The 23,536-nt window shown below is 70.8% G+C and carries 20 protein-coding genes; 7 read left to right on the top strand and 13 right to left on the bottom strand.

Annotated elements, in window-relative coordinates:
* Positions 1 to 28: 28 nt before the first annotated feature.
* The 4 genes from ACOWU6_RS07670 to ACOWU6_RS07655 form a co-directional block, all read right to left on the bottom strand.
* The gene (locus ACOWU6_RS07670; RefSeq protein ID WP_271173271.1) at positions 29 to 628 is read right to left on the bottom strand and encodes a hypothetical protein; all 600 of its coding nucleotides are present in this window, start codon (positions 626 to 628) and stop codon (positions 29 to 31) included.
* Positions 625 to 1,578: a 16S rRNA (cytosine(1402)-N(4))-methyltransferase RsmH gene (rsmH, locus tag ACOWU6_RS07665; protein WP_271173272.1), complete on the bottom strand. Its 954-nt coding sequence runs from the start codon at positions 1,576 to 1,578 to the stop codon at positions 625 to 627. The genes ACOWU6_RS07670 and rsmH overlap by 4 nt, the downstream gene beginning before the upstream one ends.
* 97 nt (positions 1,579 to 1,675) lie before the next feature.
* Entirely contained in the window at positions 1,676 to 2,107 is a 432-nt protein-coding gene (gene mraZ / locus ACOWU6_RS07660) for a division/cell wall cluster transcriptional repressor MraZ (protein ID WP_271173273.1), read from the bottom strand.
* Positions 2,108 to 2,358: 251 nt separating this feature from the next.
* Complete coding sequence (locus tag ACOWU6_RS07655) at positions 2,359 to 2,745, bottom strand: DUF3040 domain-containing protein (protein ID WP_271173274.1); 387 nt, start codon at positions 2,743 to 2,745, stop codon at positions 2,359 to 2,361.
* A gap of 64 nt (positions 2,746 to 2,809) precedes the next feature.
* Between ACOWU6_RS07655 and ACOWU6_RS07650 the strand changes: the two genes are divergently transcribed.
* Positions 2,810 to 3,892, top strand: coding sequence for a polyprenyl synthetase family protein (locus ACOWU6_RS07650; protein WP_421075302.1), 1,083 nt, complete (start codon positions 2,810 to 2,812; stop codon positions 3,890 to 3,892).
* Position 3,893: 1 nt separating this feature from the next.
* On the opposite strand, the gene ACOWU6_RS07645 is transcribed toward ACOWU6_RS07650, so the two are convergent.
* The gene (locus tag ACOWU6_RS07645) at positions 3,894 to 4,244 is read right to left on the bottom strand and encodes an Rv2175c family DNA-binding protein (RefSeq protein WP_271173276.1); all 351 of its coding nucleotides are present in this window, start codon (positions 4,242 to 4,244) and stop codon (positions 3,894 to 3,896) included.
* A 232-nt stretch (positions 4,245 to 4,476) separates the two neighbouring features.
* On the opposite strand from ACOWU6_RS07645, the gene ACOWU6_RS07640 reads away from it, so the two are divergent.
* Positions 4,477 to 5,757, top strand: coding sequence for a LysM peptidoglycan-binding domain-containing protein (locus tag ACOWU6_RS07640; protein WP_282979130.1), 1,281 nt, complete (start codon positions 4,477 to 4,479; stop codon positions 5,755 to 5,757).
* Positions 5,758 to 5,852: 95 nt separating this feature from the next.
* Entirely contained in the window at positions 5,853 to 7,826 is a 1,974-nt protein-coding gene (gene pknB, locus ACOWU6_RS07635) for a Stk1 family PASTA domain-containing Ser/Thr kinase (protein ID WP_421075301.1), read from the top strand.
* A gap of 236 nt (positions 7,827 to 8,062) precedes the next feature.
* Here the strand turns inward: pknB and ACOWU6_RS07630 are convergent, their stop codons facing one another.
* Together ACOWU6_RS07630 and ACOWU6_RS07625 are read right to left on the bottom strand one after the other, a co-directional pair.
* On the bottom strand, positions 8,063 to 9,400 hold the full coding sequence (locus tag ACOWU6_RS07630; RefSeq protein WP_271173279.1) for a class II 3-deoxy-7-phosphoheptulonate synthase: 1,338 nt from the start codon (positions 9,398 to 9,400) through the stop codon (positions 8,063 to 8,065).
* Between the two features lie 58 nt (positions 9,401 to 9,458).
* Positions 9,459 to 10,142: a lysophospholipid acyltransferase family protein gene (locus ACOWU6_RS07625; protein WP_324011774.1), complete on the bottom strand. Its 684-nt coding sequence runs from the start codon at positions 10,140 to 10,142 to the stop codon at positions 9,459 to 9,461.
* A gap of 128 nt (positions 10,143 to 10,270) precedes the next feature.
* On the opposite strand from ACOWU6_RS07625, the gene ACOWU6_RS07620 reads away from it, so the two are divergent.
* Positions 10,271 to 12,100: an AMP-dependent synthetase/ligase gene (locus ACOWU6_RS07620; RefSeq protein WP_421075300.1), complete on the top strand. Its 1,830-nt coding sequence runs from the start codon at positions 10,271 to 10,273 to the stop codon at positions 12,098 to 12,100.
* 54 nt (positions 12,101 to 12,154) lie between these two features.
* Here the strand turns inward: ACOWU6_RS07620 and ACOWU6_RS07615 are convergent, their stop codons facing one another.
* The 3 genes from ACOWU6_RS07615 to ACOWU6_RS07605 are packed head-to-tail and all read right to left on the bottom strand — an operon-like array spanning position 12,155 to position 18,158.
* Positions 12,155 to 12,649 (bottom strand): peptide deformylase, encoded by a 495-nt coding sequence (locus ACOWU6_RS07615; protein WP_421075299.1) that lies wholly within the window; start codon positions 12,647 to 12,649, stop codon positions 12,155 to 12,157.
* Entirely contained in the window at positions 12,646 to 14,706 is a 2,061-nt protein-coding gene (locus ACOWU6_RS07610; protein WP_421075298.1) for a MinD/ParA family ATP-binding protein, read from the bottom strand. Before ACOWU6_RS07610 ends, ACOWU6_RS07615 begins: the two co-directional genes overlap by 4 nt.
* Before the next feature lie 44 nt (positions 14,707 to 14,750).
* Positions 14,751 to 18,158 (bottom strand): pyruvate carboxylase, encoded by a 3,408-nt coding sequence (locus tag ACOWU6_RS07605; RefSeq protein ID WP_421075297.1) that lies wholly within the window; start codon positions 18,156 to 18,158, stop codon positions 14,751 to 14,753.
* Between the two features lie 91 nt (positions 18,159 to 18,249).
* Here ACOWU6_RS07605 and ACOWU6_RS07600 point away from each other — a divergent pair, with 91 nt between their 5' ends.
* Positions 18,250 to 19,068 (top strand): ParA family protein, encoded by an 819-nt coding sequence (locus ACOWU6_RS07600; protein ID WP_271173285.1) that lies wholly within the window; start codon positions 18,250 to 18,252, stop codon positions 19,066 to 19,068.
* Positions 19,069 to 19,315: 247 nt separating this feature from the next.
* Here the strand turns inward: ACOWU6_RS07600 and ACOWU6_RS07595 are convergent, their stop codons facing one another.
* The 3 genes from ACOWU6_RS07595 to ACOWU6_RS07585 form a co-directional block, all read right to left on the bottom strand.
* Positions 19,316 to 19,855 carry a MerR family transcriptional regulator gene (locus tag ACOWU6_RS07595; protein WP_271173286.1) on the bottom strand — a complete coding sequence of 180 codons (540 nt, stop codon included), beginning with the start codon at positions 19,853 to 19,855 and terminating at the stop codon, positions 19,316 to 19,318.
* A gap of 131 nt (positions 19,856 to 19,986) precedes the next feature.
* On the bottom strand, positions 19,987 to 20,667 hold the full coding sequence (locus ACOWU6_RS07590) for a MerR family transcriptional regulator (protein WP_271173287.1): 681 nt from the start codon (positions 20,665 to 20,667) through the stop codon (positions 19,987 to 19,989).
* Positions 20,667 to 21,134: an FHA domain-containing protein gene (locus ACOWU6_RS07585; protein WP_282979139.1), complete on the bottom strand. Its 468-nt coding sequence runs from the start codon at positions 21,132 to 21,134 to the stop codon at positions 20,667 to 20,669. Before ACOWU6_RS07585 ends, ACOWU6_RS07590 begins: the two co-directional genes overlap by 1 nt.
* 149 nt (positions 21,135 to 21,283) lie before the next feature.
* Between ACOWU6_RS07585 and ACOWU6_RS07580 the strand changes: the two genes are divergently transcribed.
* Together ACOWU6_RS07580 and lpdA are read left to right on the top strand one after the other, a co-directional pair.
* A complete protein-coding gene (locus ACOWU6_RS07580; RefSeq protein ID WP_282979140.1) occupies positions 21,284 to 21,943 on the top strand; it encodes a copper resistance CopC family protein in 660 nt (219 codons plus the stop codon).
* 64 nt (positions 21,944 to 22,007) lie between these two features.
* Positions 22,008 to 23,405: a dihydrolipoyl dehydrogenase gene (lpdA, locus tag ACOWU6_RS07575; RefSeq protein WP_282979141.1), complete on the top strand. Its 1,398-nt coding sequence runs from the start codon at positions 22,008 to 22,010 to the stop codon at positions 23,403 to 23,405.
* Positions 23,406 to 23,536 lie beyond the last annotated feature (131 nt).

Raw genomic sequence — 23,536 nt, 5'->3', positions numbered from 1 at the left:
CTGGTGTCGCGTGCTTCGGCGGGTCGGATCAGTGGGTCGTGGGGCTCGGCAGGCCGTCGGTCACGGCGGGCGGCAGCTGCGGCTGCTCCTCCTGAGCCCTCTCGTCGCTCTTCTCCGTCTGGCTCGAGGGTGCCTCATCCGCCGACTCCTCGGCGGAGCCCGACTGCGTGTCGGCGAGGAACGCGTTGCCGACCGCTCCGCGGCCCGCCGCATCGACGGCCGAGGCGGAGCCCGCCGCGGCGCCGCCGCCGATCACGGCTCCGTCGCTGAGACGCAGGTAGCTGGGAGCCGCGTCGATGACCATGCCGAGCGACGCGGCCTGCTCGGCCAGGTGCTGCGGCGAGCTGAGACCCGCGACCTCGTCGTAGAGCGCCTGCGTCTCGAGCGTCAGCTCGCGCTGCTGCGCGTCGAGCGCCGCGATCTCGAAGGTGCTCTGCGTCGTCATGACCGACAGCGCCATCTGCGCGACCGCGATGAGCACGGCGCCGACCACCGCGACGACGGCGTAGGCCAGCTTCGGACGTCTGCGGCGGGCAGGGGCCTCGACCGGGCGCAGGTCGGGGCGGCGCTTCTCGACGGGCCGCCGGGCGGGCGGCGCGAGCACGGAGCTCTGGGTGGCAAGGCTCATGGCACATCCCTCACTCGTTCGATGGCGCGCAGGCGCACCGGCTTGGCACGGGGGTTCGACTCCGCCTCGGCGTCGCTCGCGAGCTCGGCGCCGCGGACGAGGAGGCGGAACTCGGCGGCGTGCTCGGGCATCTCCATCGGGAGTCCGGCCGGCGCCTTCGACTTGACGGCCTCCGCGAACAGCCGCTTGACGAAGCGGTCCTCGAGCGACTGGTACGACAGCACGACCATCCGTCCGCCCACCGCGAGCGACGCGAGCGCGGCCGGGATCGCCCGCTCGAGCGCGGCGAGCTCGCCGTTCACCTCGATCCGCAGCGCCTGGAAGACGCGCTTCGCGGGGTGCCCGGCGTTCTTGAGCGCCGAGGGCGTCGCGTCCTGGAGGATGTCGACCAGCCGTCCCGAGCGCTCGATGGGAGCCTCTGCCCGCGCCGCGATGATCGCGCGGGCGTAGCGCCCGGCGAGCTTCTCCTCGCCGTACCGCTCGAAGATGCGGCGCAGGTCGCCCTCGCCGTACGTCGCGATGACGTCCGCTGCCGTCATGCCGCCCGTGGGATCCATCCGCATGTCGAGCGGAGCGTCCTGGGCGTAGGCGAAGCCGCGCTCGGCCTCGTCGAGCTGGAGCGACGAGACGCCGAGGTCGTAGAGGATGCCGTCGGCGCGGGGGAAGCCGGCGGAGTCGAGCGCCGCCCGGATGCCGTCGTACACCGTGTGGACGAGCGTCGTCCGGTCGGCGAAGCGCGCGAGCCGCTCCCCCGCGATGCGCAGCGCATCGGGGTCGCGGTCGAGGCCGACGAGGCGGATCCCCGGGAAACGCTCGAGGAACGCCTCCGAGTGGCCGCCCATGCCGAGGGTGCCGTCGACGTACACGGCGCCGTCGTGCTCGAGCGCGGGGCCGAGCAGCTCGACGCAGCGCTCCAGCAGCACCGGGGTGTGGATGTCGCGGATGCCCATGTCGTCTCCCTCATCCGTCCCCGGCTCTGATTCCCAACCGCTCGACCTGCCGCCGGGGAAGTGGCTTCAGGGCTGCGGGTGGGGATCACAACCGGGGTCAGAACAGTCCGGGGATCACCTCCTCCTCCAGTTCGGAGTAGCTCTCTTCATTGCTCTCGAGGTACGCGTTCCATGCGCCCGCGTCCCAGATCTCGGCGTGCGACCCGACGCCCGTGACGACGAGCTCCTTCTCCAGGCCCGCGTAGGTGCGCAGGTGGGACGGGATGGTGATCCGGTTCTGACCGTCGGGGGTCTCGGCACTCGCACCGGACAGGAACATGCGCATGAAATCGCGCGCCTGCTTGTTCGTGAGCGGAGCCTCGCGGATCCGCTCGTGCACCCGCTCGAACTCCGCCGTGCTGAACACGTACAGGCAGCGCTCCTGTCCGCGCGTCACGACGATCCCGCCGGCGAGCTCCTCGCGGAACTTCGCGGGGAGGATGACGCGGCCCTTGTCGTCGAGCTTGGGGGTATGCGTGCCCAACAGCATCGGCCATCACACCCCCCTTCGTTCCGGCCAACTCAGGTGCGCCCCACTTTACTCCACTTCCCTCCACTGTCCAGGGAGATCTGCGCATTCTCAGGAATGCGGCGCGTCGGCGTGCCGCGTGATCTCAAGGGAGAACGCGGTGGAGGAGAGTGGAGGCCGAGTGGAGGGCCAGTGGAGCGGATGGCGATCGCCGGGCACAGAAAAAGCGCCGACCCGAAGGTCGGCGCTTCTCGTGTGGAGGACGGTGGGGCTCAGCGGCCCTGCTGGCGGCGGTCCCATCGATCGTTCATGCGGTCCATGAAGGAGGCACCCTGCATCGGCTTGCCGGGCACGGTGCCCGTGCGCGGGAGACCCTGCGCGTCGTCGCCCTTGGCCGGCGTCGTGGCGAGCACGACCCCGCCGACCATCGCGGCGAAGCCCGCGACCCCGAGTCCTATGCCGAGAGCCAGGATGCTGTTCCACAGGGCGATGCCCGCGATCACGGCGGCGAGGCCGACGAGCACGAGGATGGCCCCGTAGATGAGATTGCGATAGCTGAGCGCACGGCTCGCCGAAGCGCTCACGACGTCGGCGTCGTTCTGCATGAGATGGCGTTCCATCTCGTCCAGCAGGCGCTGCTCCTGTTCGGAGAGTGGCATGGTGTCCCCCTCGGGTGAAACTGACGATCATTCTATCGCCGCGTGTCCTCACTAGGCTAGGCCTGTGGCGCCTCCTCTCCCCCTGATCGAGACGATCTCCCAGCGACTGGAGAGCTTCTCGACAGTGCAGCACCAGGCCGCTCGCGAGCACGGCCCCGAGGCCGAGGGATTCGTCGCCAGCGCGACGGCCGCGCTCGTCGGCGGGAAGCGCCTCCGCGGACGGTTCTGCGCGACGGGATGGCGCGCGGTGCGCGGGGCGGACGCCGCACTCCCGAGCAGCATCGTCGATGCGTGCGCGGCGCTCGAGGTGTTCCAGGCCGCCGCGCTCGTGCACGACGACCTCATCGACAACTCCGACACGCGCCGAGGGCGGCCCTCCGCCCACCGCGCGCTCGAGTCGTGGCACCGCGACGCCGGCTGGGCCGGGGATGCGGCCGCGTTCGGGCGATCCGGCTCGGTCCTGCTGGGAGACCTGCTCCTGTCATGGAGCGCCGACCTCTTCGACGCCGCGCTGGAGGGGCTCGACACGGCCCCAGGCCGCGCGCGGTCCGAGTATGCGCGGATGCGCCGCGAGGTGATGATCGGGCAGTTCCTCGATGTCGCCGAGGAGTCGGCCTGGCCGCGCACACCCGACGCGCAGCACGCCGATCGCGCCCTCCGCATCGCCTCCCTGAAGTCGGCCCGATACAGCGTGCAGCAGCCCCTCGTCATCGGCGCGGCCCTCGCGGGCGGCTCGGACGCGCAGCTCGCGGCGCTCGCGGCCTTCGGCCATCCGCTCGGGCTCGCGTTCCAGCTGCGCGATGACGTGCTCGGCGTGTTCGGCGACGCGGACGAGACCGGCAAGCCCGCCGGCGACGACCTCCGCGAGGGGAAGCGCACCCTGCTCATCGCGTACGCGCGCGAGCGCGCGACCGCGGACATCCGCGCGCGGATCGACGCGCTCGTCGGCGACCCCGATCTCGGCGACGCCGAGATCGCCTTCCTGCGCGAGCAGATCGTCGGCAGCGGAGCGCTCGAGCGCGTCGAGGAGCGCATCGCCGCGTACGCCGATGAGGCCGTCGCGGCGCTGGCATCCGCGCCCATCGACGCCGATGCGGTCGTCGAGCTGCGTCAGCTGCTCGACGCGGCCACCCAGCGCACCGCGTGAGTCACGCGAGCGTCTGAGCGACCCGGCGCACCTCGCTCTTGCGCCCCGCGAGCAGCGCCGTGATCGGCGCGACGCCGATCGTGTCATCCGTCGTGAGCAGCCAGTCGATCGCCTCGTCGTCGGTGAAGCCGGCGTCCGCGAGGACGATCACGGTGCCCCGGAGCGAGGACAGCGGATGGCCGTCCACGATGAAGACGGAGGGCACCTTGAGCGGCCCCTCGCGCCGCGAGCCGATGAGCGCGCGCTCATCGAGCAGCCGGCGGATGCGCCCCTGCGGCTCGCCGAGGATCTCGACGAGCTCGGGAATGGTCAGCCAGTCGGTGGGAACGGTCGAGGAGGTCTCCGCAGTCACGTCATCAGTTTCTCATCTCCTCGACGGGCGACGCCGCTCGGGCGGCACCGCGGCACAAATCACATCAGTCACATCCGCCCCGTTGACACCCCGGGCACCACCGGTCACTTCCGGTGACACCAATTGACTTCGTAACACTTCCGTGACAACGTTTCTCGAGTCCGATCGTTGGGGGTTCAACGTGCATCGACCGACTCCGCGCCGCAGGCGCGACCTGTTCACCACCGTTCCCATGGCTGTCACCGGCGCCATCGCCGTGACCCTGGGAGCTCCTGCCGCTGCCGTCGCCGCGGAGCCGAAGCCGCGTGACGGCATGCGCCATCTGCCGTCGGCGTTCGGCCACGTGCAGGGCAGCCTCGCGGTCGCCGCCGGCACGGCCCCGAAGCAGCCGATGGCCGCCGCCGCGCAGATCACGGTGCGCGCTGCCGCCGCTGTCGCGACGAGCTACACGGTCGAGTCGGGAGACACGATCACCGGGATCGCCATCCGCCACGGCCTGCGCACCGTCGACCTGCTGACGTGGAACGGCCTCAGCTGGTCGAGCACGATCTACCCGGGACAGAAGCTCACGCTGGCCGCGCGCGCCGCGGCGCCTGCGCAGACCGAGGCGAAGCCCTCGATCGAGGCGTCCGCCACGACGAAGAGCCACACGGTCGCGGCGGGCGACACGGTCTGGTCGATCGCGCAGAAGCACGGCACGTCGGTCGACCGCATCATCTCGCTCAACAAGCTCGGCGCGGACGCGATGATCTTCCCCGGGCAGAAGCTCCTCGTCGCGAGCAACGCCGTCGCGCCCCAGGCCGAGGCGAAGCAGCAGGAGTCGGCGCCCGAGGCACCCCAGGCGCCCGCCGTCCCCGAATCCCCCGCCGACGAGACCTACATCGTCCAGGCCGGCGACACCCTCTGGAGCATCGCGCAGGAGCACGGTGTGAGCGTGAGCGAGCTCCTCGCGGAGAACGGTCTCAACGGGTCGAGCATCATCTACCCCGGGCAGAAGATCGTCATCCCGCGTGCCGACGCGAAGCCGGCGCCGCAGGGCGAGGAGAAGAAGGAGGAGTCCGCTCCCCCGTCGATCTACGACTCGCCGCAGGATCAGCTCACCTCGTCGCTCAACGCGCCGCAGACCGAGAACGCGCAGATGATCATCCGCATCGGACGCGAGCTCGGCATCCCGGACAAGGGCATCGCGATCGCGCTGGCGACCGCGATGGTCGAGTCCTCGCTGCGCAACGTCAGCTGGGGCGACCGCGATTCGCTGGGCCTGTTCCAGCAGCGCCCGAGCACGGGCTGGGGCACCGAGGAGCAGATCCTCGACCGCGACTACTCCATCCGGGTCTTCTACGGCGGCGCGGGCGACCCGAACGGGCACACGACGCGCGGCCTGCGCGACATCCCCGGCTGGGAGAGCATGGAGTTCGGCGAGGCGGCCCAGACCGTCCAGATCTCGGCGTTCCCCGACCGGTACCGCCGCTGGGAGCAGCAGGCCTACAGCTGGCTGGCCCAGCTCGGCTGATCCGCGCGGAGGCGCGCGGGATCGTCATCGACCTGTGACCGGCGCCGGGCGCGCCGGTCACAGGCGTCTCAGGGGCCCTTTCGTAGAATTCAACGGTGTCCATGAGTCAGCAGGTCGATCCCCTCATCGGGCGGCTTGTCGACGACAGATACCGGGTCCGCGCCCGCATCGCGCGCGGTGGGATGGCCACCGTCTACGTGGCCACGGACCTCCGACTTGAGCGCCGCGTCGCGCTCAAGGTGATGCACAGCCACCTGAGCGACGACAGCGTCTTCCAGAGCCGCTTCATCCAGGAGGCGCGCACCGCGGCCCGCCTGTCCGACCCGCATGTGGTCAACGTCTTCGACCAGGGCCAGGATGGCGAGCTCGCGTACCTCGTGATGGAGTACCTGCCCGGGATCACGCTGCGCGAGCTGCTCAAGGAGCAGCGCCGGCTCACGGTGACGCAGACGATCACGATCATGGACGCCGTGCTCGCCGGGCTGTCCGCCGCGCATCGCGCGGGGCTCATCCACCGCGACGTCAAGCCCGAGAACGTGCTCCTCGCGGAGGACGGCCGCATCAAGATCGGCGACTTCGGCCTGGCGCGCGCGACGTCCGCGAACACCGCGACCGGCCAGCAGCTTCTGGGCACGATCGCCTATCTCGCACCCGAGCTCGTGACGCGCGGGACCGCCGACACCCGCAGCGACATCTACGCCCTCGGCATCATGCTGTACGAGATGCTCGCAGGCGAGCAGCCGTACAAGGGCGAGCAGCCCATGCAGATCGCGTACCAGCACGCGACGGAGTCGGTGCCGCGACCGAGCGTGAAGAACCCCGGCGTGCCCGAGCAGCTCGACGAGCTCGTGCTGTGGGCGACCGAGAAGGAGCCGGACGAGCGTCCGTCCGACGCGCAGCAGATGCTCGAACGGCTGCGCGAGATCGAGCGCGAGCTCGGCGTCACTCCCCTGCCGACGCGCACGGCCGCGGCCAGCAGGTTCCCCGAGGAGCTTCCTGACGAGGGCGAGCAGACGGGCGGCCAGACGAAGGTCATGCCCGAGGCGGCGACCTCGGTGCTCCCGCCGTCGCTGACGAGCGCGGGCCCGCAGGAGGACGCCGACAACGCCGCGGTCCTCCGCCGACGGGCGAAGCGCCGACGCGCGCGCGGCGTGTGGCTGATCGTGCTGACGCTCCTGCTCGCGGGAGGCGCGGCGGGCGCCGGATGGTGGTGGGGCTCGGGTCCGGGATCGTACGTCGCGGTTCCGGAACTCGACGGGCTCACCTACGCCGAGGCGGAGAGCACGCTCGCCGGGCTCGAGCTCGACGCGCAGGAGCGCACGGAGAACACGCTCGACGTGCCCGCCGGCGAGGTCATCCGCACCGATCCCTCAGAGGGCGCGCGCGTCGACAGGGACACGGTCGTCACGGTGGTGACGTCGGCGGGTCCCGCCAGCGCCGAGCTCGGCCAGCTCGCGGGTCTGAGCGCCGACGAGGTGCGCGGACTGCTCGAGGACAGTCGGATCTCGGTGGCCGAGGACGACGTGCCGCTCTTCGCCGAGGAGGCGGAGGGGACGGTCCTCGCGGTGAGCATCACGCCGGCGGCCGGGGGCGACCCGGTCGACTGCGCCGCCGGCTGCTCGGTGCACCAGGGCGACGCGGCGCAGCTGACCGTCTCCCTCGGGGAGCTGCCGAACGTCGTCGGGATGAGCTCCGAGGAGGCCGCGGCGACCCTCGACGCCGTCGGCGTGAAGACCGAGGTCGTGTCACAGGAGTACCACGACACGGTGCCCGAAGGGCACGTGATCTACTTCCTCGAGCGGTCCGAGCCGGGCAGCTGGCGCCCCGGCGACACGGTGCGTCTCGTCACCTCGCTCGGCCCGCAGCTGTTCGAGGTTCCCGACGTCGTCGGCATGACGCGCGACGAGGCGAAGGCCGAGCTCGAGGCCGCCGGCTTCGCCTACTCGTACAACGGACTGTGGGATGCCGTGGTCGACGAGTTCACCGAGGTCGTGTCGATGAGCCCCGAGGGCGGCTCGCAGCAGCGTGCCGGCACGACGATCACGCTGACGATCACCGGCTCGTTCTAGCCGCGCGCGTTCGTTCCGCGGCGCCATCCGCCGTCACCGGAATCCGCGCTCCCGCGGCCATCCGCCGTGCTGCGCCATCCGCCGTCACCGGAATCGGATGCCCGGGCCTGGTGTGCGCGTGTCGACCTCACCCGCACACACCCGCCCCACCGATCCGATTCCCGGAACCGGTGCGGCGCCATCCGCCGTCACTCGAATCGGATGCCCGGGGCCGGTGTGCGCGGATGCCGCGCAGGTCAGCGCTTCTCGAGCTCCTCGGCCACGAGGAAGGCGAGCTCGAGCGACTGCATGTGGTTGAGGCGCGGGTCGCACAGGGACTCGTAGCGGGTCGCGAGGGTCGCCTCGTCGATCTGCTCGGATCCGCCGAGGCACTCGGTGACGTCGTCGCCCGTGAGCTCGACGTGGATGCCGCCCGGGAACGTGCCCGCCGCGCGGTGCGCCTCGAAGAAGCCGCGGACCTCGTCGACGACGTCGTCGAAGCGACGCGTCTTGTAGCCGGTCGGGGTCGTGATGCCGTTGCCGTGCATCGGGTCGGTGACCCAGAGCGGCTGCGCGCCGGAGGCCTTGACGGCCTCGAGCAGCGGGGGCAGCGCGTCGCGGATCTTGCCGGCGCCCATCCGGGTGATGAAGGTGAGGCGACCGGGCTCCCGCTCGGGGTCGAGCTTGTCGATGAGCGCGAGCGCGGTGTCGGTCGACGTCGTCGGACCGAGCTTCACGCCGATGGGGTTGCGGATGTGCGAGAAGTACTCGACGTGCGCGCCGTCGAGCTCGCGCGTGCGCTCGCCGATCCACTGGAAGTGGCTCGACGTGTTGTAGATCTCCCCCGTGCGCGAGTCGATGCGCGTGAGCGGGCGCTCGTAGTCCATGAGCAGGCCCTCGTGCCCCGTGTAGAACTCGACGCGGCGCAGCTCGTCGAAGTCCGCGCCACACGCGTCCATGAAGCGGATGGCGCGGTCGATCTCGGCGGCGAGACGCTCGTATCGCTTGTTGGCGGGGTTCTCCGCGAAGCCCTTGTTCCACGAGTGCACCTCGCGGAGGTCGGCGAAGCCGCCCTGCGTGAACGCGCGGATGAGGTTCAGCGTCGAAGCAGACGTGTGGTACGCCTGCAGGAGGCGCTGCGGGTCGGCCTCACGCGACGCCGCGGTGAAGTCGTAGCCGTTGACGATCTCGCCGCGGAACGCGGGGAGGGTGATGTCGCCGCGCGTCTCGGTGTCGCTCGAGCGGGGCTTGGCGAACTGGCCGGCCATCCGCCCCATCTTGACGACGGGCATCGAGGCGCCGTACGTGAGGACGACGGCCATCTGCAGCACGGTCTTGACGCGGTTGCGGATCTTGTCGGCCGTGGCACCGGCGAACGTCTCGGCGCAGTCGCCGCCCTGGAGGAGGAACGCCCGGCCCGCGGCCGCGTCGGCCAGACGCGCCTTGAGGGTGTCGACCTCGCCGGCGAAGACGAGCGGCGGGAGGGTGCTGAGCTCGGCGGCGACCTCGGCGACCGCCGCCGCGTCGGGATACACCGGCTGCTGCTTGATCGGCAGGGACTTCCAGGCGTCGAGTGCATCCAGCGTTCGGGGCATTGTCCGATGTTATCGCGGGACGGCGGCCCCTCCGTTCACGGCGGATGGCCGGCGGATGTCAGCTGGCGGCGAGGCGGTTCTTGACCGTCGACGCGTACTCGTCGCTGTACTCCTGGCCGCCGAGCCGCTGAAGCGCGACCATGATCTCGTCGGTCACGGAGCGCAGCACGTAGCGGTCGCCCTCCATGCCCGCGTAGCGCGAGAAGTCGAGCGGCTCGCCGATCACGACGCCCACGCGCATGACGCGCGGGAGGGTCTGCCCGATCGGCATCATCGTGCCGGTGTCGACCATGATGACGGGGATGACCGGCACCTTCGCCTCGAGCGCCATCCGCGCGATGCCCGTGCGGCCCCGGTAGAGCTTGCCGTCGGGGCTGCGTGTGCCCTCGGGGTAGATGCCGAGCAGGTCGCCTCGGCCGATGACCTGGAGAGCCGTGTTGAGCGCCGCCTCCGAGGCGGGCCCGCCCGAGCGGTCGAGGGCGATCTGCCCTGTGCCCTTCATGAACCACTTCGTGGCCCAGCCCTTGAGGCCGCGACCCGTGAAGTACTCCGCCTTCGCGAGGAAGGACACGGGACGGTCGAGCATGAGCGGAAGGAAGACCGAGTCGATGACCGACAGGTGGTTGCTCGCGAGGATGGCCGCGCCCGTCGTCGGGACGTTCTCGCGTCCGGTGACCCACGGGCGGTAGATGGCCTTCACGATCGGACCGACGAAGACGTACTTCATGAGCCAGTAGAACAAGGTCAGCTCCCACTGTCGGAATCGGTCGCCTGGAAGTCTAGCCTTGTAGGAACCGTGCACGCGCGAGGGTCGGGCGCATGCCCCGGCATATACTCGCAGCATCCGCAGCCGGTACCGAAGGAGATGCCGTGATCGAGACATCGACGCCCGCAATCGTCCCCGCCGATCCGTCGGCGAACGTCGCCGACCTCCTCGTCGAGCGGGTGTCGGAGACCCCCGATCGGGCGCTGTTCGCGGTCCCCGACGGCTCAGGCGGATGGCGCGACATCTCGGCCCGCACGTTCCACGAGCAGGTGGTCGCCCTCGCGAAGGGCTTCGTCGCCGCGGGCGTGCAGCCCGGCGACAAGGTCGCCTTCCTCGCGCGCACGACCTACGAGTGGTCGGTCGTCGACTTCGCTCTCTTCTTCGCGGGCGCCGTCATGGTGCCGGTCTACGAGACGAGCTCGCCCGCCCAGATCCAGTGGATCCTCTCCGACTCGGGTGCGACCGCCCTCATGGTCGAGAGCGCCGACCACGCAGCGCGCTTCGAGGAGGTCCGCGGCGAGCTCCCGCTCGTGCGCGAGCTGTGGCGGATGGATCAGGACGCCATCGCGACGCTCACGGCGGCGGGCGCGTCCGTCGAGGATGCCGAGATCGAGCGGCGACGTCAGCTCGCGAACGGCGACGACATCGCCACCCTCATCTACACGTCCGGGTCGACCGGGCGCCCCAAGGGATGCGTGATCACGCACGCGAACTTCGTCGAGCTCTGCCGCAACGCGGCTAAGGCGATGACCGAGATCGTGCACCAGCCCGGCGCCTCGACGGTGCTCTTCATCACGACCGCGCACGTGTTCGCCCGGTTCATCTCGCTGCTGTGCATCCACTCGGGCGTCAAGACCGGCCACCAGCCCGACACGAAGCAGCTCGTCGCGGCGCTCGGCTCCTTCAAGCCGACGTTCCTCCTCGCGGTGCCCCGCGTCTTCGAGAAGGTCTACAACTCGGCCGAGCAGAAGACCGAGTCCGAGGGCAAGGGCCGGATCTTCCGCGCCGCGGCGAAGGTCGCCGTCGAGCACTCCCGTCGCGTGCAGGACGGCGAGAAGATCGGGCTCGGGCTGCACGTGCAGTTCGCGCTCTTCGACCGCCTCGTCTACGCGAAGCTGCGCGCGCTCATGGGCGGGAACGTCCGCTACGCGATCTCCGGCTCGGCGCCCCTCGGCGCCCGGCTCGGGCACTTCTTCCACAGCCTCGGCATCACCATCCTCGAGGGGTACGGTCTCACCGAGACGACCGCCCCTGCGACCGTGAACCTCCCGTCCAAGTCGAAGATCGGCTCGGTCGGCCCTGCGCTCCCCGGCGTCGGCGTGCGCATCGCGGACGACGGCGAGGTGCAGGTGCGCGGGATCAACGTCTTCCGCGAGTACTGGCGGAACCCCGAGGCGACCGAGGCCGCCTTCGACGGCGAGTGGTTCCGCACCGGCGACATCGGCGCGCTCGACGACGACGGCTATCTCACGATCACGGGGCGCAAGAAGGAGATCATCGTGACCGCGGGCGGCAAGAACGTCGCCCCGGCCGCGCTCGAGGATCCGATCCGCGCGAACCCGATCGTCAGCCAGGTCGTCGTGGTAGGCGACCAGAAGCCGTTCATCGCGGCGCTCGTCACGCTCGACCCCGAGATGCTGCCGGCCTGGCTCGCGACGCACGGCGAGTCGTCCGACCTCACGCTCGAGCAGGCGGCGCAGAATGCGACGGTGCGCGCCGAGATCCAGCGGGCGATCGACGAGGCGAACACGCGCGTCTCTCGCGCCGAGTCCATCCGCAAGTTCACCGTGCTCGGCACGGAGTGGACGGAGGCGACCGGCCACCTGACGCCCAAGATGTCGATCAAGCGCGCGGAGATCCTGCGCGACTTCGCGAAGGACATCGAGGCGATCTACGAGGCGCCCATCCAGACGACGAACATCCCGATGGGGTGAGCAGGCATGAGTGAGGGGGACGGCCCCCGGCCGTCCCCCTCACTCATGCCCTGCCTAGGTGAGCCAGATCTTCTCCCGCACCTCGCGCATGGCGGCCTTGCGGTCGTCCGCCGAGAGGCGCTTGAGGTAGAGCGTGCCATCGAGGTGGTCCGTCTCGTGCTGCAGCATCTGCGCGAAGAGCCCCTCCCCCTCGAGCACGACGCGCGCACCGTCGAGGTCGATGCCCTCCGCCCGTGCGTACGGGTGGCGCAGGGCGTCGTGCCAGAGGCCAGGCACCGACAGGCATCCCTCTCCGGTCGGGACGGGCTCGCCGCGCACCTCGACGATCCGCGGGTTGAGGATGTACCCGATGTCGCCGTCGATGTTGTAGCTGAACGCACGGAGCCCGACGCCGATCTGCGGCGCCGCGACACCGGCCCTGCCCGGCAGCTTCACCGTCTCGATGAGATCGTCGACGAGCGCGCGGACGCCGTCGTCGATGTGCTCGATCTCGGCGCACCGCTGAGCGAGGACGGGGTCGCCGATGATCCGGATGTCGCGGACGGTCACTTCTCCTCCTGCGCCGGCTGCCGCAGTCCCTCGACGACGCGCGCGGCGAGCTCGCGCGCGGCGTCGCGCGTGGCAGGGGCGAGCTCGCCGTACGCGATGGCGCTGCCCGTCGCGAGCTGCGGGTCGTATGGGATGCGGACGACGGCGCGCACACGGCTGCGGAAATGCGCGTCGAGCTCGTCGAGGCGCACGAGCGGAGCACCCGGAGTCGACTGGTTCAGCACGACGACCGCAGAGCGCACCTGATCGGCGAAGCCGTTCGACTCGAGCCACGTGAGCGTCTCGCTCGCGAGGCGCGCCTCGTCGACGCTGAGCCCCGCGACCACGACGATCTGGTCGGCGAGGTCGAGCGTCGCGCCCATGACGGAGTGCACGATGCCGGTGCCCGTGTCGGTGAGCACGATCGAGTAGTAGTGCGCGGCGACGTCGGCGACGTCGCGGTAGTCCTGATCGCTGAACGCCTCCGACACGTGCGGATCGGTGTCCGACGCGAGCACGTCGAGGCGGGTCTCGTCGCGGACGACGTGACTCGACATGTCGGCGTAGCCGTGCACGGCGTCGCGGTTGCGGACGAGATCGCGCACGGTCTTCCCGGTCGCCCGCGCGATGCGCTCGGCGAGCGTGCCGCGGTCGGGGTTCGCGTCGACGGCGATCACGCGGTCGTCGCGGGCGTCGGCGAGTGCCATGCCGAGGAGCGCCGTGACGGTCGTCTTGCCGACGCCGCCCTTGCGGCTGAGCACGGGGACGAAGCGCGCCGCGCCGCTCAGCGGAGCGGCGATGCGCCGCGAGAGCTCCTTGCGCTCGCGCGTCCGCCTGCTGTCGCCGAGGTTGATGAGGTGTCCCGACAGGCGGTAGACGAGCTGCCGCCACGGCCCCTCGGGCTCGGGACGGTGGATGGCGCCCGTATCGAGCAGCCGGTCGGCCGTGAGCACGTCCGCGCTCTCGCGCGCGGCGTTCTCGCTCACCTCCCCCGCTCGACGGGACGCCGTCTCACGCGGCTTGCGCGCGGGCGCGGGCGACGACTCGGGCGCGGCCTTCGCCTGCTCGATGAACGACGGACGCGTGATCGGCGGCGCGGGCTTCGCGTTCTCGGTGGATTCGGACATGTCCTCTTCTCTCGCATCGGAGACGGCGCCATCGGGGGCGGTCTCTCCGACGTGCTCGGCCGGCTCTTCCTGGTCTCGGGCGGAAGCAGCCGCGGGGCGCAGGAACGAGTCGTAGCCCGGCGGGAGCGTCTCCTCGCGCACGACGGGACGGCGCTCGCGCGGCTCGGTGTCCGGGGCGCCCTGCGCGTCGTCCGACGCCGCGGCGGTGTCGGCCTCTGCTTCGTCGGCCTCGATGGCTGTGTCGGCTTCGACCTCGGTCGGCTCGTCGGCCCGGTCGTCCGGCTGGTCGTCGGGCTCGATGTCGTCCGCCGCGGTGGGCTGGTCGTCAGGCTCGACGTCTTCCGCGTCGAGGCCCGTTTCCTCTGCCGCGGCTGCAGCAACGGTGAGGTCGTCGTCCGGCGCGAGCTCGTCCACCTGGGCGTCGGGCTCCTGGGCTTCAGGCTCGTGGACCTCGGGCTCCTGCGCGTCGGGCTCCTCGGCCTCGGGCTCGAGCGCCTCGACGTCGTCCGCTTCGGCACCGTCCGCATCGAGCGCAGCCGCGCCTTCCGCGTCGAGCTCCTCCGCGCCATCCGCCTCGTCGGCGTGCGCGCCGTCCGGCTCCGCGCCATCCGCCTCGGCGTCGTCCTCGACGGTCTCTGCGGGCGTGGACTCACGGGCGGCGGCGACGGTCTCCTCGTCGAGCTCGCCCGTGATGACCTCGAGGTCGTCGTCGGGCTCGTCGGCCGGGAGCTCGATGACGATCCCGCCGCGGCGCACGTCGCCGCCCGGGATGTCATCGTCGACGACGTCGTCATCCGGGTCTTCGATGGTCTGCGGCAGCACGACGCGCACCTGAGCCGTGTGCGTGCCGAGGATGCCGATCGCCGTCGTGTCGATGCCGGTGTCCTCGAGGACTCCGTGGTCCTCGGGCTCTTCCTCTGGCCGTCCGCTGCGATCCGAACTCACTGTCATGTCTCCCCAAGCGGGGCGCGACACACGTCGCGCCCCGCTCAAGGTTACTGGGCGGGCGTGACGACGACCAAAAGGTCGCCCGCCTCCACCTGCTGGGTGGGCGCGATCGCGATCCGCTCGACGACGCCGTCGACGGGCGCCGTGATGGCCGCCTCCATCTTCATCGCCTCGATCGAGGCGACCGGCTGCCCCGCGGCCACGCGGTCGCCCGGCTCCACCTTGACCGTGACCACGCCGGAGAACGGCGCGGCCACCTGCCCCGGCCTGCTCGTGTCGGCCTTCTCGGCCTCGTGCGCCTCGACCTGGATGCTGCGGTCGCGCGCCGAGACCGGGCGGAGCTGGCCGTTCAGGGTCGTCATGACCGACCGGATGCCCTTGTCGTCGGCCGCGCCGATCGACTCGAGCCCCGCGTAGAGCTGCACGCCCTTCTCGAGCGTGATGACGTGCTCGCGACCCGGGGTCAGCCCGTAGAGGTAGTCGGCCGTGTCGAGGACCGACAGGTCGCCGTAGGTCTCGCGCATCTCCTGGAAGACCTTCGTCGGCTGCGGGAAGAGCAGGCGGTTCAGCGTCGCGCGTCGCGTGGCCGAGTCGCCGTCCAGCGCCGCCTGGTCATCGGCGCTGATCGGCGTGACGCCGGTCTTCACCTCGCGCCCGGCGAGCACCTTCGTGCGGAACGGCTCGGGCCATCCGCCCGGCAGGTCGCCGAGCTCACCGGCCATGAACCCGACGACCGAGTCGGGCACGTCGTACTTGCCGGGGTTCTCGGCGAAGTCGGCGGGATCGGCGCGGACCGCCGCGAGGTGGAGCGCGAGGTCGCCCACGACCTTCGACGACGGGGTCACCTTGGGAACGCGCCCGAGGATCTCGTTCGCCGCGGCGTACATGTCCTCGATGAGCTCGAAGTCGTCGGCGAGGCCGAGCGCGATCGCCTGCTGACGCAGGTTCGACAGCTGTCCGCCCGGGATCTCGTGCGCGTAGACGCGCCCGGTGGGCCCGGCGAGGCCCGATTCGAACGGCTTGTACAGGTGGCGGACGGCCTCCCAGTACGGCTCGAGGTCGGACACGGCCTGCAGGTCGAGCCCCGTGTCGCGCTCGGTGTGCGCGAGGGCGGCGACGAGCGACGACAGCGACGGCTGGCTCGTCGTGCCCGCCATGGTCGCCGCCGCGGCGTCGACCGCATCGGCGCCCGCCGCACTCGCCGCGAGCAGCGTCGCGAGCTGGCCGCCGGGGGTGTCGTGCGTGTGCACGTGCACGGGCAGGTCGAAGCGCTCGCGGAACGCCGAGACGAGCTTCGCCGCGGCGGCGGGTCGCAGGAGGCCCGCCATGTCCTTGATCGCGAGCACATGCGCGCCCGCGTCCGCGATCTGCTCGGCGAGTCGGAGGTAGTAGTCGAGCGTGTAGAGATCCTCGGCGGGGTTCAGCAGGTCGCCCGTGTAGCAGACGGCGACCTCGGCGACCGTCGTGCCGGTCTCGAGCACCGCATCGATCGCGGGGCGCATCTGGGACACGTCGTTGAGCGCGTCGAAGATGCGGAAGATGTCGATCCCGGTCGCCGCGGCCTCGCGCACGAAGGCATCGGTCACCTCCGTCGGATACGGCGTGTACCCGACCGTGTTGCGACCGCGCAGCAGCATCTGGATGGCGACGTTCGGCAGCGCCTCGCGCAGCCGTGCGAGACGCTCCCACGGGTCCTCGGCGAGGAAGCGCAGCGCGACATCGTAGGTCGCACCGCCCCACGCCTCGACGGAGAGCAGCTGCGGAGTCAGACGCGCGACGTGCGGCGCCACGTTGAGGAGGTCCTTGGTGCGGACGCGCGTCGCGAGCAGCGACTGGTGCGCGTCGCGGAAGGTCGTCTCCGTGACAGCCAGGGCCTTCTGCTCGCGCAGCGCCTGGGCGAAGCCCGCAGGGCCGAGCTCGAGGAGCCGCTGGCGCGAGCCCGCGGCCGGTGCGGCCGACAGGTCCACGGCCGGCAGCTTCGAGCGCGGATCGATCGAGAGCGGGTTCTCCCCGTGGGGCTTGTTGACGGTGACGTCGACCAGCCAGTTGAGGATCTTCGAGCCGCGGTCCTTCGAGGGCCGCCCCCGGACGAGCTCGGGGCGCTCGTCGATGAACGACGTCGAGAGGTCGCCCTCGATGAACGACGGGTCGTCGAGGACGGCCTGAAGGAACGGGATGTTCGTCGAGACGCCGCGGATGCGGAACTCCGCGAGCGCGCGGCGCGCGCGGCGGACGGCCGCGGTGTAGTCGCGTCCGCGGCACGTGAGCTTCGCGAGCATCGAGTCGAAGTGCGGGCTCACCTGGGCGCCGGCGGCCGTCGTGCCGCCGTCGAGGCGGATGCCCGCGCCGCCCGGCGACCGGTAGGTCGTGATCTTGCCGGTGTCGGGCCGGAATCCCTGTGCCGGGTCCTCGGTCGTGATGCGGCACTGGAGAGCAGCCCCGTGCAGGCGGATGTCGTCCTGCAGGAGCCCGATGTCGGCGAGCGTCTCGCCCGACGCGATGCGCATCTGCGCCTGGACGAGGTCGACATCCGTCACCTCCTCGGTCACGGTGTGCTCGACCTGGATGCGCGGGTTCATCTCGATGAAGACGACCTCGCCCGCGCGCGGGCCCGCGGTCTCGAGGAGGAACTCGACGGTGCCGGCGTTGACGTAGCCGATCGACCGCGCGAACGCGACCGCGTGGCGGTGGAGGTCGGCGCGCACGGTGTCGTCGAGGTTCGGCGCGGGCGCGATCTCGATCACCTTCTGATGGCGGCGCTGCACCGAGCAGTCCCGCTCGAACAGGTGGACGGTCTCTCCCGATGCGTCGGCGAGGACCTGCACCTCGACGTGACGCGGCCGGAGCACGGCCTGCTCGAGGAACATGCGCGGATCGCCGAAGGCGCTGTCGGCCTCGCGCATCGCCTCGGCGAGCGCGGGGGCGAGCTCCTCCTTCGACTCCACGCGGCGCATGCCGCGGCCGCCGCCGCCCGCGACGGCCTTCGCGAAGAGGGGGAATCCGATCTCGTCGGACTGGGCGACGAGCTCGTCCACGTCGTCGGATGCTGGCGTCGACCGGAGCACGGGAACGCCCGCCCGGATCGCGTGCTCCTTGGCGGTGACCTTGTTGCCGGCCATCTCGAGCACCTCGGCCGGCGGGCCGATGAACGCGATGCCGTGCGCGGCGGCCTTCGCCGCGAGGTCGGGGTTCTCGGAGAGGAAGCCGTAGCCGGGATAGATCGCGTCTGCGCCCGCCTCGACCGCCACGCGGACGATCTCGTCGACGTCGAGGTAGGCGCGGACCGGATGGCCCTCCACGCCGATCTGGTACGCCTCATCCGCCTTCAGGCGATGGAGCGAGTTGCGATCCTCGTACGGGAAGACCGCGACCGTGCGCGCCCCCAGCTCGTACGCCGCGCGAAACGCGCGGATGGCGATCTCGCCACGGTTGGCCACGAGAACCTTCGAGAACATACGCCTCCTCGGCGACAGCTGGCACGGCGGAGCCCGGCACACCGACATCGCTGAGCTCGCCCCCAGCTTAGGGGAGGGTAGGTTAGACCACGTGCACGTACTCAGCGTCAGCTCTCTCAAGGGAGGCGTCGGCAAGACGACCGTGACCCTCGGGCTCGCCTCAGCGGCATTCTCGCGGGGCATCCGGACGCTCGTCGTCGACCTCGACCCCCAGTCCGACGTGTCGACGGGACTCGACATCCAGATCGCCGGCCACCTGAACGTGGCCGATGTTCTCGAGAACCCGAAGGAGAAGGTCGTCCGCCAGGCCATCACGGCGAGCGGATGGACGAAGGTGCACCCCGGCGTCATCGACGTGCTCATCGGGAGCCCGTCGGCGATCAACTACGACGGACCGCACCCGACGGTGCGCGACGTGTGGAAGCTCGAGGAGGCGCTCGCCTCAGTCGAGGCCGACTACGACCTCGTGCTCATCGACTGCGCTCCCTCGCTCAACGCGCTCACGCGCACGGCGTGGGCCGCGAGCGACCGCGTGGCCGTCATCACCGAGCCGGGGCTCTTCTCCGTCGCGGCCGCCGACCGCGCGCTGCGTGCGATCGAGGAGATCCGCCGTGGCCTCTCGCCGCGTCTCCAGCCGCTCGGCATCGTCGTGAACCGCGTGCGCCCCCAGTCGATCGAGCACCAGTTCCGCATCAAGGAGCTCCGCGACATGTTCGGCCCCCTCGTGCTGTCGCCGCAGCTGCCCGAGCGCACCTCGCTCCAGCAGGCGCAGGGCGCCGCGAAGCCGCTGCATGTGTGGCCCGGCGAATCGGCGCAGGAGCTGGCGCAGGACTTCGACCAGCTGCTCGACCGCATCGTGCGCGCCGGCCGCATCCCCGTCCCCGAGACGGGCCCCACCGCCGCGGAGTGAGCCCCCGGACCATCCGCCCGGACCATCCGGCCCCGTTCGCATGTCTCACCTGCGTTGGGTTGACGCTCGCCATTCTCACCTTCAGTGAGACACGCACTCACCTTGGTGAGGCAGGTACGCCGCGCTGACTCGACGCGTGTCTCACCCGGCGCGGGAAAGCACCCGCCATACCCACCCGAAACGAGACACGGCGTGCGAAAGCCCCGTCACCGCCGACGGATGTGTCGACGCGACCCGGGGAGGAGCGTCAGGCGGTGCGCTTCGAGCGGCGCGCAGCCAGCTCGTCGACCGGGTCCGGAGCGGTCGGGTCGAAGTCGACGAGCGTCGACTCGACCTCGCGCAGCACGCGCCCGACGGCGATGCCGAACACGCCCTGGCCTCGGCTCACGAGGTCGATGACCTCGTCGTTCGAGGTGCAGAGGTAGACCGAGGCGCCATCGCTCATGAGCGTGGTCCCGGCGAGATCGCGAATGCCCGACGCGCGCAGCTGGTCGACGGCGACCCGGATCTGCTGAAGCGAGATGCCCGTGTCGAGCAGGCGCTTCACGAGCTTGAGGACGAGGATGTCGCGGAAGCCGTACAGCCGCTGCGAGCCCGATCCCGAGGCGCTGCGGATGGTCGGCACGACGAGCTCGGTGCGCGCCCAGTAGTCGAGCTGCCGGTACGTGATGCCCGCCGCGCGCGCCGCGACCGCACCGCGGTAGCCGGCTTCGGGGTCGAGCTGCGGCAGGCCGTCGGTGAAGAGAAGGTCGGCGGTGAAGCCGTCCGCTGCGGGATCCTCAGCCATCGTGATCCTTACTCCTCACGTTCGATTCCTGTCCACCGTATGGCAGGGATGGGGCCCCGGCAACGACATCCGCGTCGAGGCGGCGGCGTGTCGAGCGAAGCGTTATGAACGTTATAGAACGACGCCGCGGGTCACGGGAGGACGCGCTCGAGCGCCTGCCGCACGAAGATGCCGCGCACCTCGTCGAGACGCCGCGCGAGCTCGGGGCCGAGCTCGCCGGCCCTCGCGCGCGAGCGCGCATCCGTGCGCCGCAGGAGCGGGGTGAGCGCCTGGTCGACGAGGTCGGCGTCCTTGTCCGCGCTCTGCTTCACGGCGCGGAGGTGACGCGGCTCGATGCCGTGCCGGTCGAGCGCGACGAACGCACGCAGCAGCGCGACGGCGTGCTCGTCGTAGACGTCGGATGCCTGGATGAGCCCGATGCTGATCGCGTCGTTGAGCAGCTGCGGGGCCGCACCCGCTTCGGCGAGCAGGTCGGCGCGCGTGTAGGTGCGGGTCGTCGGATGGATCGAGGTCGGCAGCGCGAGCCTCTCGCCTCCGTTCGCATCGACCTCGTCGAGGTGATCGCGGATCACGCTGAGCGGGAGGTAGTGGTCGCGCTGCAGCACGAGACCCAGACGCAGCCGTTCGACATCCTGCGGCGAGAACTTGCGGTACCCCGACGGCGTCCGCTGCGGCGAGACGATCCCCTGCTCCTCGAGGTAGCGGAGCTTGCTCGAGGTGAGATTGGGGAACTCGGGAGTGAGCTTCGCGAGCACCTGTCCGATGCTCAGCAGCGCCGCTGACGCGCTTCGCTCTGCGGCAGCGGCTGCCATCAGGCGCCGGCCCCCGCGATGTCTCGGGGGGAGGCGAAGAAGTTGAAGCGGAACTTGCCGATGCGCACCTCGGCGCCGTTGCGGAGCACCGCGCGGTCGACACGCTCTCCGTCGACGTAGGTTCCGTTGAGCGAGCGCTGGTCGATGATCTCGAACACCGTCCGGTCGCGGGTGATCTCGGCGTGACGACGGGAGACCGTGACGTCGTCGAGGAAGATGTCGGCCTCGGGATGCCGACCCGCGGTCGTCACGTCGGCGTCGAGGAGGTAGCGCGCGCCCGCGGTCGGGCCGGAGCGCACGAGGAGCAGCGCGGCTCCCGACGGGAGCGCCCCCACCGCCTCGAGCTCGGCGTTCGACAGCTCGCCCGCGAACGGCACGAACGACAGGTCGGCGTCATGCCCGAACGTCTGGGTGACGTCACCTGCTCCGTCGTGGCCGCCCGCCGGCCGGTACTGCGCTTCTGTCACGCTCGACCTCCCTTTCGCTCCACCCTATCCGATCGCCGTCGATCGGATCGGCCCCTCCCAGGGGCCTGTGAGGGCACTCGCGAAAGTCTGCCCTGTGCACGACGCGAGCGGAAGATCCGTTCAGAATCGGCCGATAGCGTCGACGTGCCATGACTGCTCTCCACGCCTCCGCACGCACCCGCCGTCCGTCCCGCCGTCTTGCCGCCGCAGCGCTCGTCGCGGCCGCGATCCTCGCGCCGCAGCTGATGCCATCCGCCGCGTCGGCGCACGACGCGCTTGTCAGCACGTCGCCCGCCGACGGCGAGACCGTGCAGACCCTCCCCGACGCGATCACCCTCACCTTCAGTGGCGCTCTCCTCGAGGGCGCGCCGCAGGCGGTGTTCGTCACGGACGCGTCGTGCCCCGGGATCGCCGAGGCCGAGCCGGGCAGCATCGCGATCGACCGCGCGTCGTGCCGGGACTACGCGGCCGGCGACGCCGTGGCGGACGGCCCGCTCCTCACGCAGCAGCTCGACGTCGCCGGGGCACCCGCCGGCGAGTACACGGTCATCGCGAGCGTCACCTACGGCGACTCGCACAGCGAGGACAAGATCTTCCGGTTCACGACGACCGAGGCCGCGCCGGGCGGGGCATCCGAGGCGCCGAGCGCCGAACCGGCGGAGACGCCCGCAGCGGAGGACACGGCCGCCCCGACCGAGGCGTCGGAGGATGCCGCGTCTCCCCTCCCCTGGATCCTCGGGGGCATCGGCGCGGTGGTCGCCCTGTCGCTCGTCGCCGTCCTCGTCGGCCGCGCACGCCGGTCCTCCTGAGCCGCCCCGGGCATCCGCCCGCCCGCGCGCTCAGGTCCCCTCCCGCACAGATAGGCTTGATCCCATGGCTCACTACGACGTCGTCATCCTCGGCGCGGGCCCCGGCGGCTACGTCGCCGCCGTCCGCAGCGCCCAGCTCGGTCTCACGACCGCCATCATCGAAGAGAAGTACTGGGGCGGTGTCTGCCTCAACGTCGGCTGCATCCCCTCGAAGGCGCTCCTGAAGAACGCCGAGATCGCCCACACCTTCACCCACAAGGCCGACCTGTTCGGCATCTCGGGCGACGTGCACTTCGACTTCGGCGCGGCGTTCGACCGCAGCCGCAAGGTCGCGGAGACGCACGTCAAGGGCATCCACTTCCTCATGAAGAAGAACAAGGTCACCGAGTACGAGGGCCGCGGCACCTTCACGGGACCCAAGGCGATCTCGGTCGCCAAGTCGGATGGCTCGACCGAGGAGGTCACGTTCGACAACGTGATCATCGCCACCGGCTCGACCGTGCGCCTCCTCCCCGGCGTCCAGCTGAGCGACAACGTCGTGACGTACGAGGAGCAGATCCTCACGCGCGAGCTGCCCGAGTCGATCGTCATCGTCGGCGCCGGCGCCATCGGCATGGAGTTCGCCTACGTCCTGTCGAACTACGGCGTCAAGGTCACGATCATCGAGTTCCTCGACCGCGCGCTCCCGAACGAGGACGCGGAGGTCTCGAAGGAGATCCAGAAGCAGTACAAGAAGTACGGCATCGACATCCTCACCTCGACCGCCGTCAAGACCGTCACCGACAACGGCTCGTCCGTGCACGTCACGTACGAGTCGCGTGACGGCGTGGCCGGCGAGATCACGGCCGGCAAGGTGCTCATGTCGGTCGGCTTCGCGCCGAACGTCTCGGGCTTCGGCCTCGAGAACACGGGCGTCCAGCTCACCGACCGCGGCGCGATCGAGATCGACGAGTTCATGCGCACGAACGTCGAGGGCATCTACGCGATCGGCGACGTCACCGCCAAGCTCCAGCTCGCGCACGTCGCCGAGGCTCAGGCCGTCGTCGCGGCCGAGACGATCGGCAAGGCCGAGACGATGCCGCTCGGCGACTACCGCATGATGCCGCGCGCCACCTTCTGCTCGCCGCAGGTCGCCAGCTTCGGCCTCACGGAGGAGCAGGCGCGCGCCGAGGGCCGCGAGATCAAGGTCGCGAAGTTCCCGTTCAGCGCGAACGGCAAGGCGAACGGCCTCGGCGAGCCCGTCGGCTTCGTCAAGCTCATCGCGGATGCCGAGCACCTCGAGCTCATCGGCGCCCACCTCATCGGCCCCGACGTCTCGGAGCTCCTCCCCGAGCTCACGCTCGCGCAGAAGTGGGACATCACGGCGCTCGAGGCGGCCCGCAACGTGCACACGCACCCGACCCTCTCGGAGACACTGCAGGAGGGCTTCCACGGCCTCCTCGGTCACTTCATCAACATGTAGGACTGAGCGCGCGCAGCGCGCCGCCTCCGGTCGTTGAGCGACGAGCGCCAGCGAGGAGACGAAACGACGTGAGCCGGCCCCGGGACGATCCCGGGGCCGGCTCACGTCATTTCGACTCGCTCCGCTCGCTC

It is taken from the genome of Microbacterium sp. SA156 (assembly GCF_049065455.1).
Classification (GTDB): Bacteria; Actinomycetota; Actinomycetes; order Actinomycetales; family Microbacteriaceae; genus Microbacterium; species Microbacterium barkeri.
The sequence above is the reverse complement of the archived record's forward strand: the minus strand, read 5'-3'. Positions and strand labels throughout refer to the sequence as shown.

Bases quoted from the DNA above. Each gene is read 5' to 3' on its own strand.
- ACOWU6_RS07670 (WP_271173271.1), bottom strand. From the start codon at position 628: ATGAGCCTTGCCACCCAGAGCTCCGTGCTCGCGCCGCCCGCCCGGCGG.
- rsmH (WP_271173272.1), bottom strand. From the start codon at position 1,578: ATGGGCATCCGCGACATCCACACCCCGGTGCTGCTGGAGCGCTGCGTC.
- mraZ (WP_271173273.1), bottom strand. From the start codon at position 2,107: ATGCTGTTGGGCACGCATACCCCCAAGCTCGACGACAAGGGCCGCGTC.
- ACOWU6_RS07655 (WP_271173274.1), bottom strand. From the start codon at position 2,745: ATGCCACTCTCCGAACAGGAGCAGCGCCTGCTGGACGAGATGGAACGC.
- ACOWU6_RS07640 (WP_282979130.1), top strand. From the start codon at position 4,477: ATGGCTGTCACCGGCGCCATCGCCGTGACCCTGGGAGCTCCTGCCGCT.
- ACOWU6_RS07630 (WP_271173279.1), bottom strand. From the start codon at position 9,400: ATGCCCCGAACGCTGGATGCACTCGACGCCTGGAAGTCCCTGCCGATC.
- ACOWU6_RS07610 (WP_421075298.1), bottom strand. From the start codon at position 14,706: ATGACAGTGAGTTCGGATCGCAGCGGACGGCCAGAGGAAGAGCCCGAG.
- ACOWU6_RS07605 (WP_421075297.1), bottom strand. From the start codon at position 18,158: ATGTTCTCGAAGGTTCTCGTGGCCAACCGTGGCGAGATCGCCATCCGC.
- ACOWU6_RS07595 (WP_271173286.1), bottom strand. From the start codon at position 19,855: ATGGCTGAGGATCCCGCAGCGGACGGCTTCACCGCCGACCTTCTCTTC.
- ACOWU6_RS07590 (WP_271173287.1), bottom strand. From the start codon at position 20,667: ATGGCAGCCGCTGCCGCAGAGCGAAGCGCGTCAGCGGCGCTGCTGAGC.
- ACOWU6_RS07580 (WP_282979140.1), top strand. From the start codon at position 21,284: ATGACTGCTCTCCACGCCTCCGCACGCACCCGCCGTCCGTCCCGCCGT.
- lpdA (WP_282979141.1), top strand. From the start codon at position 22,008: ATGGCTCACTACGACGTCGTCATCCTCGGCGCGGGCCCCGGCGGCTAC.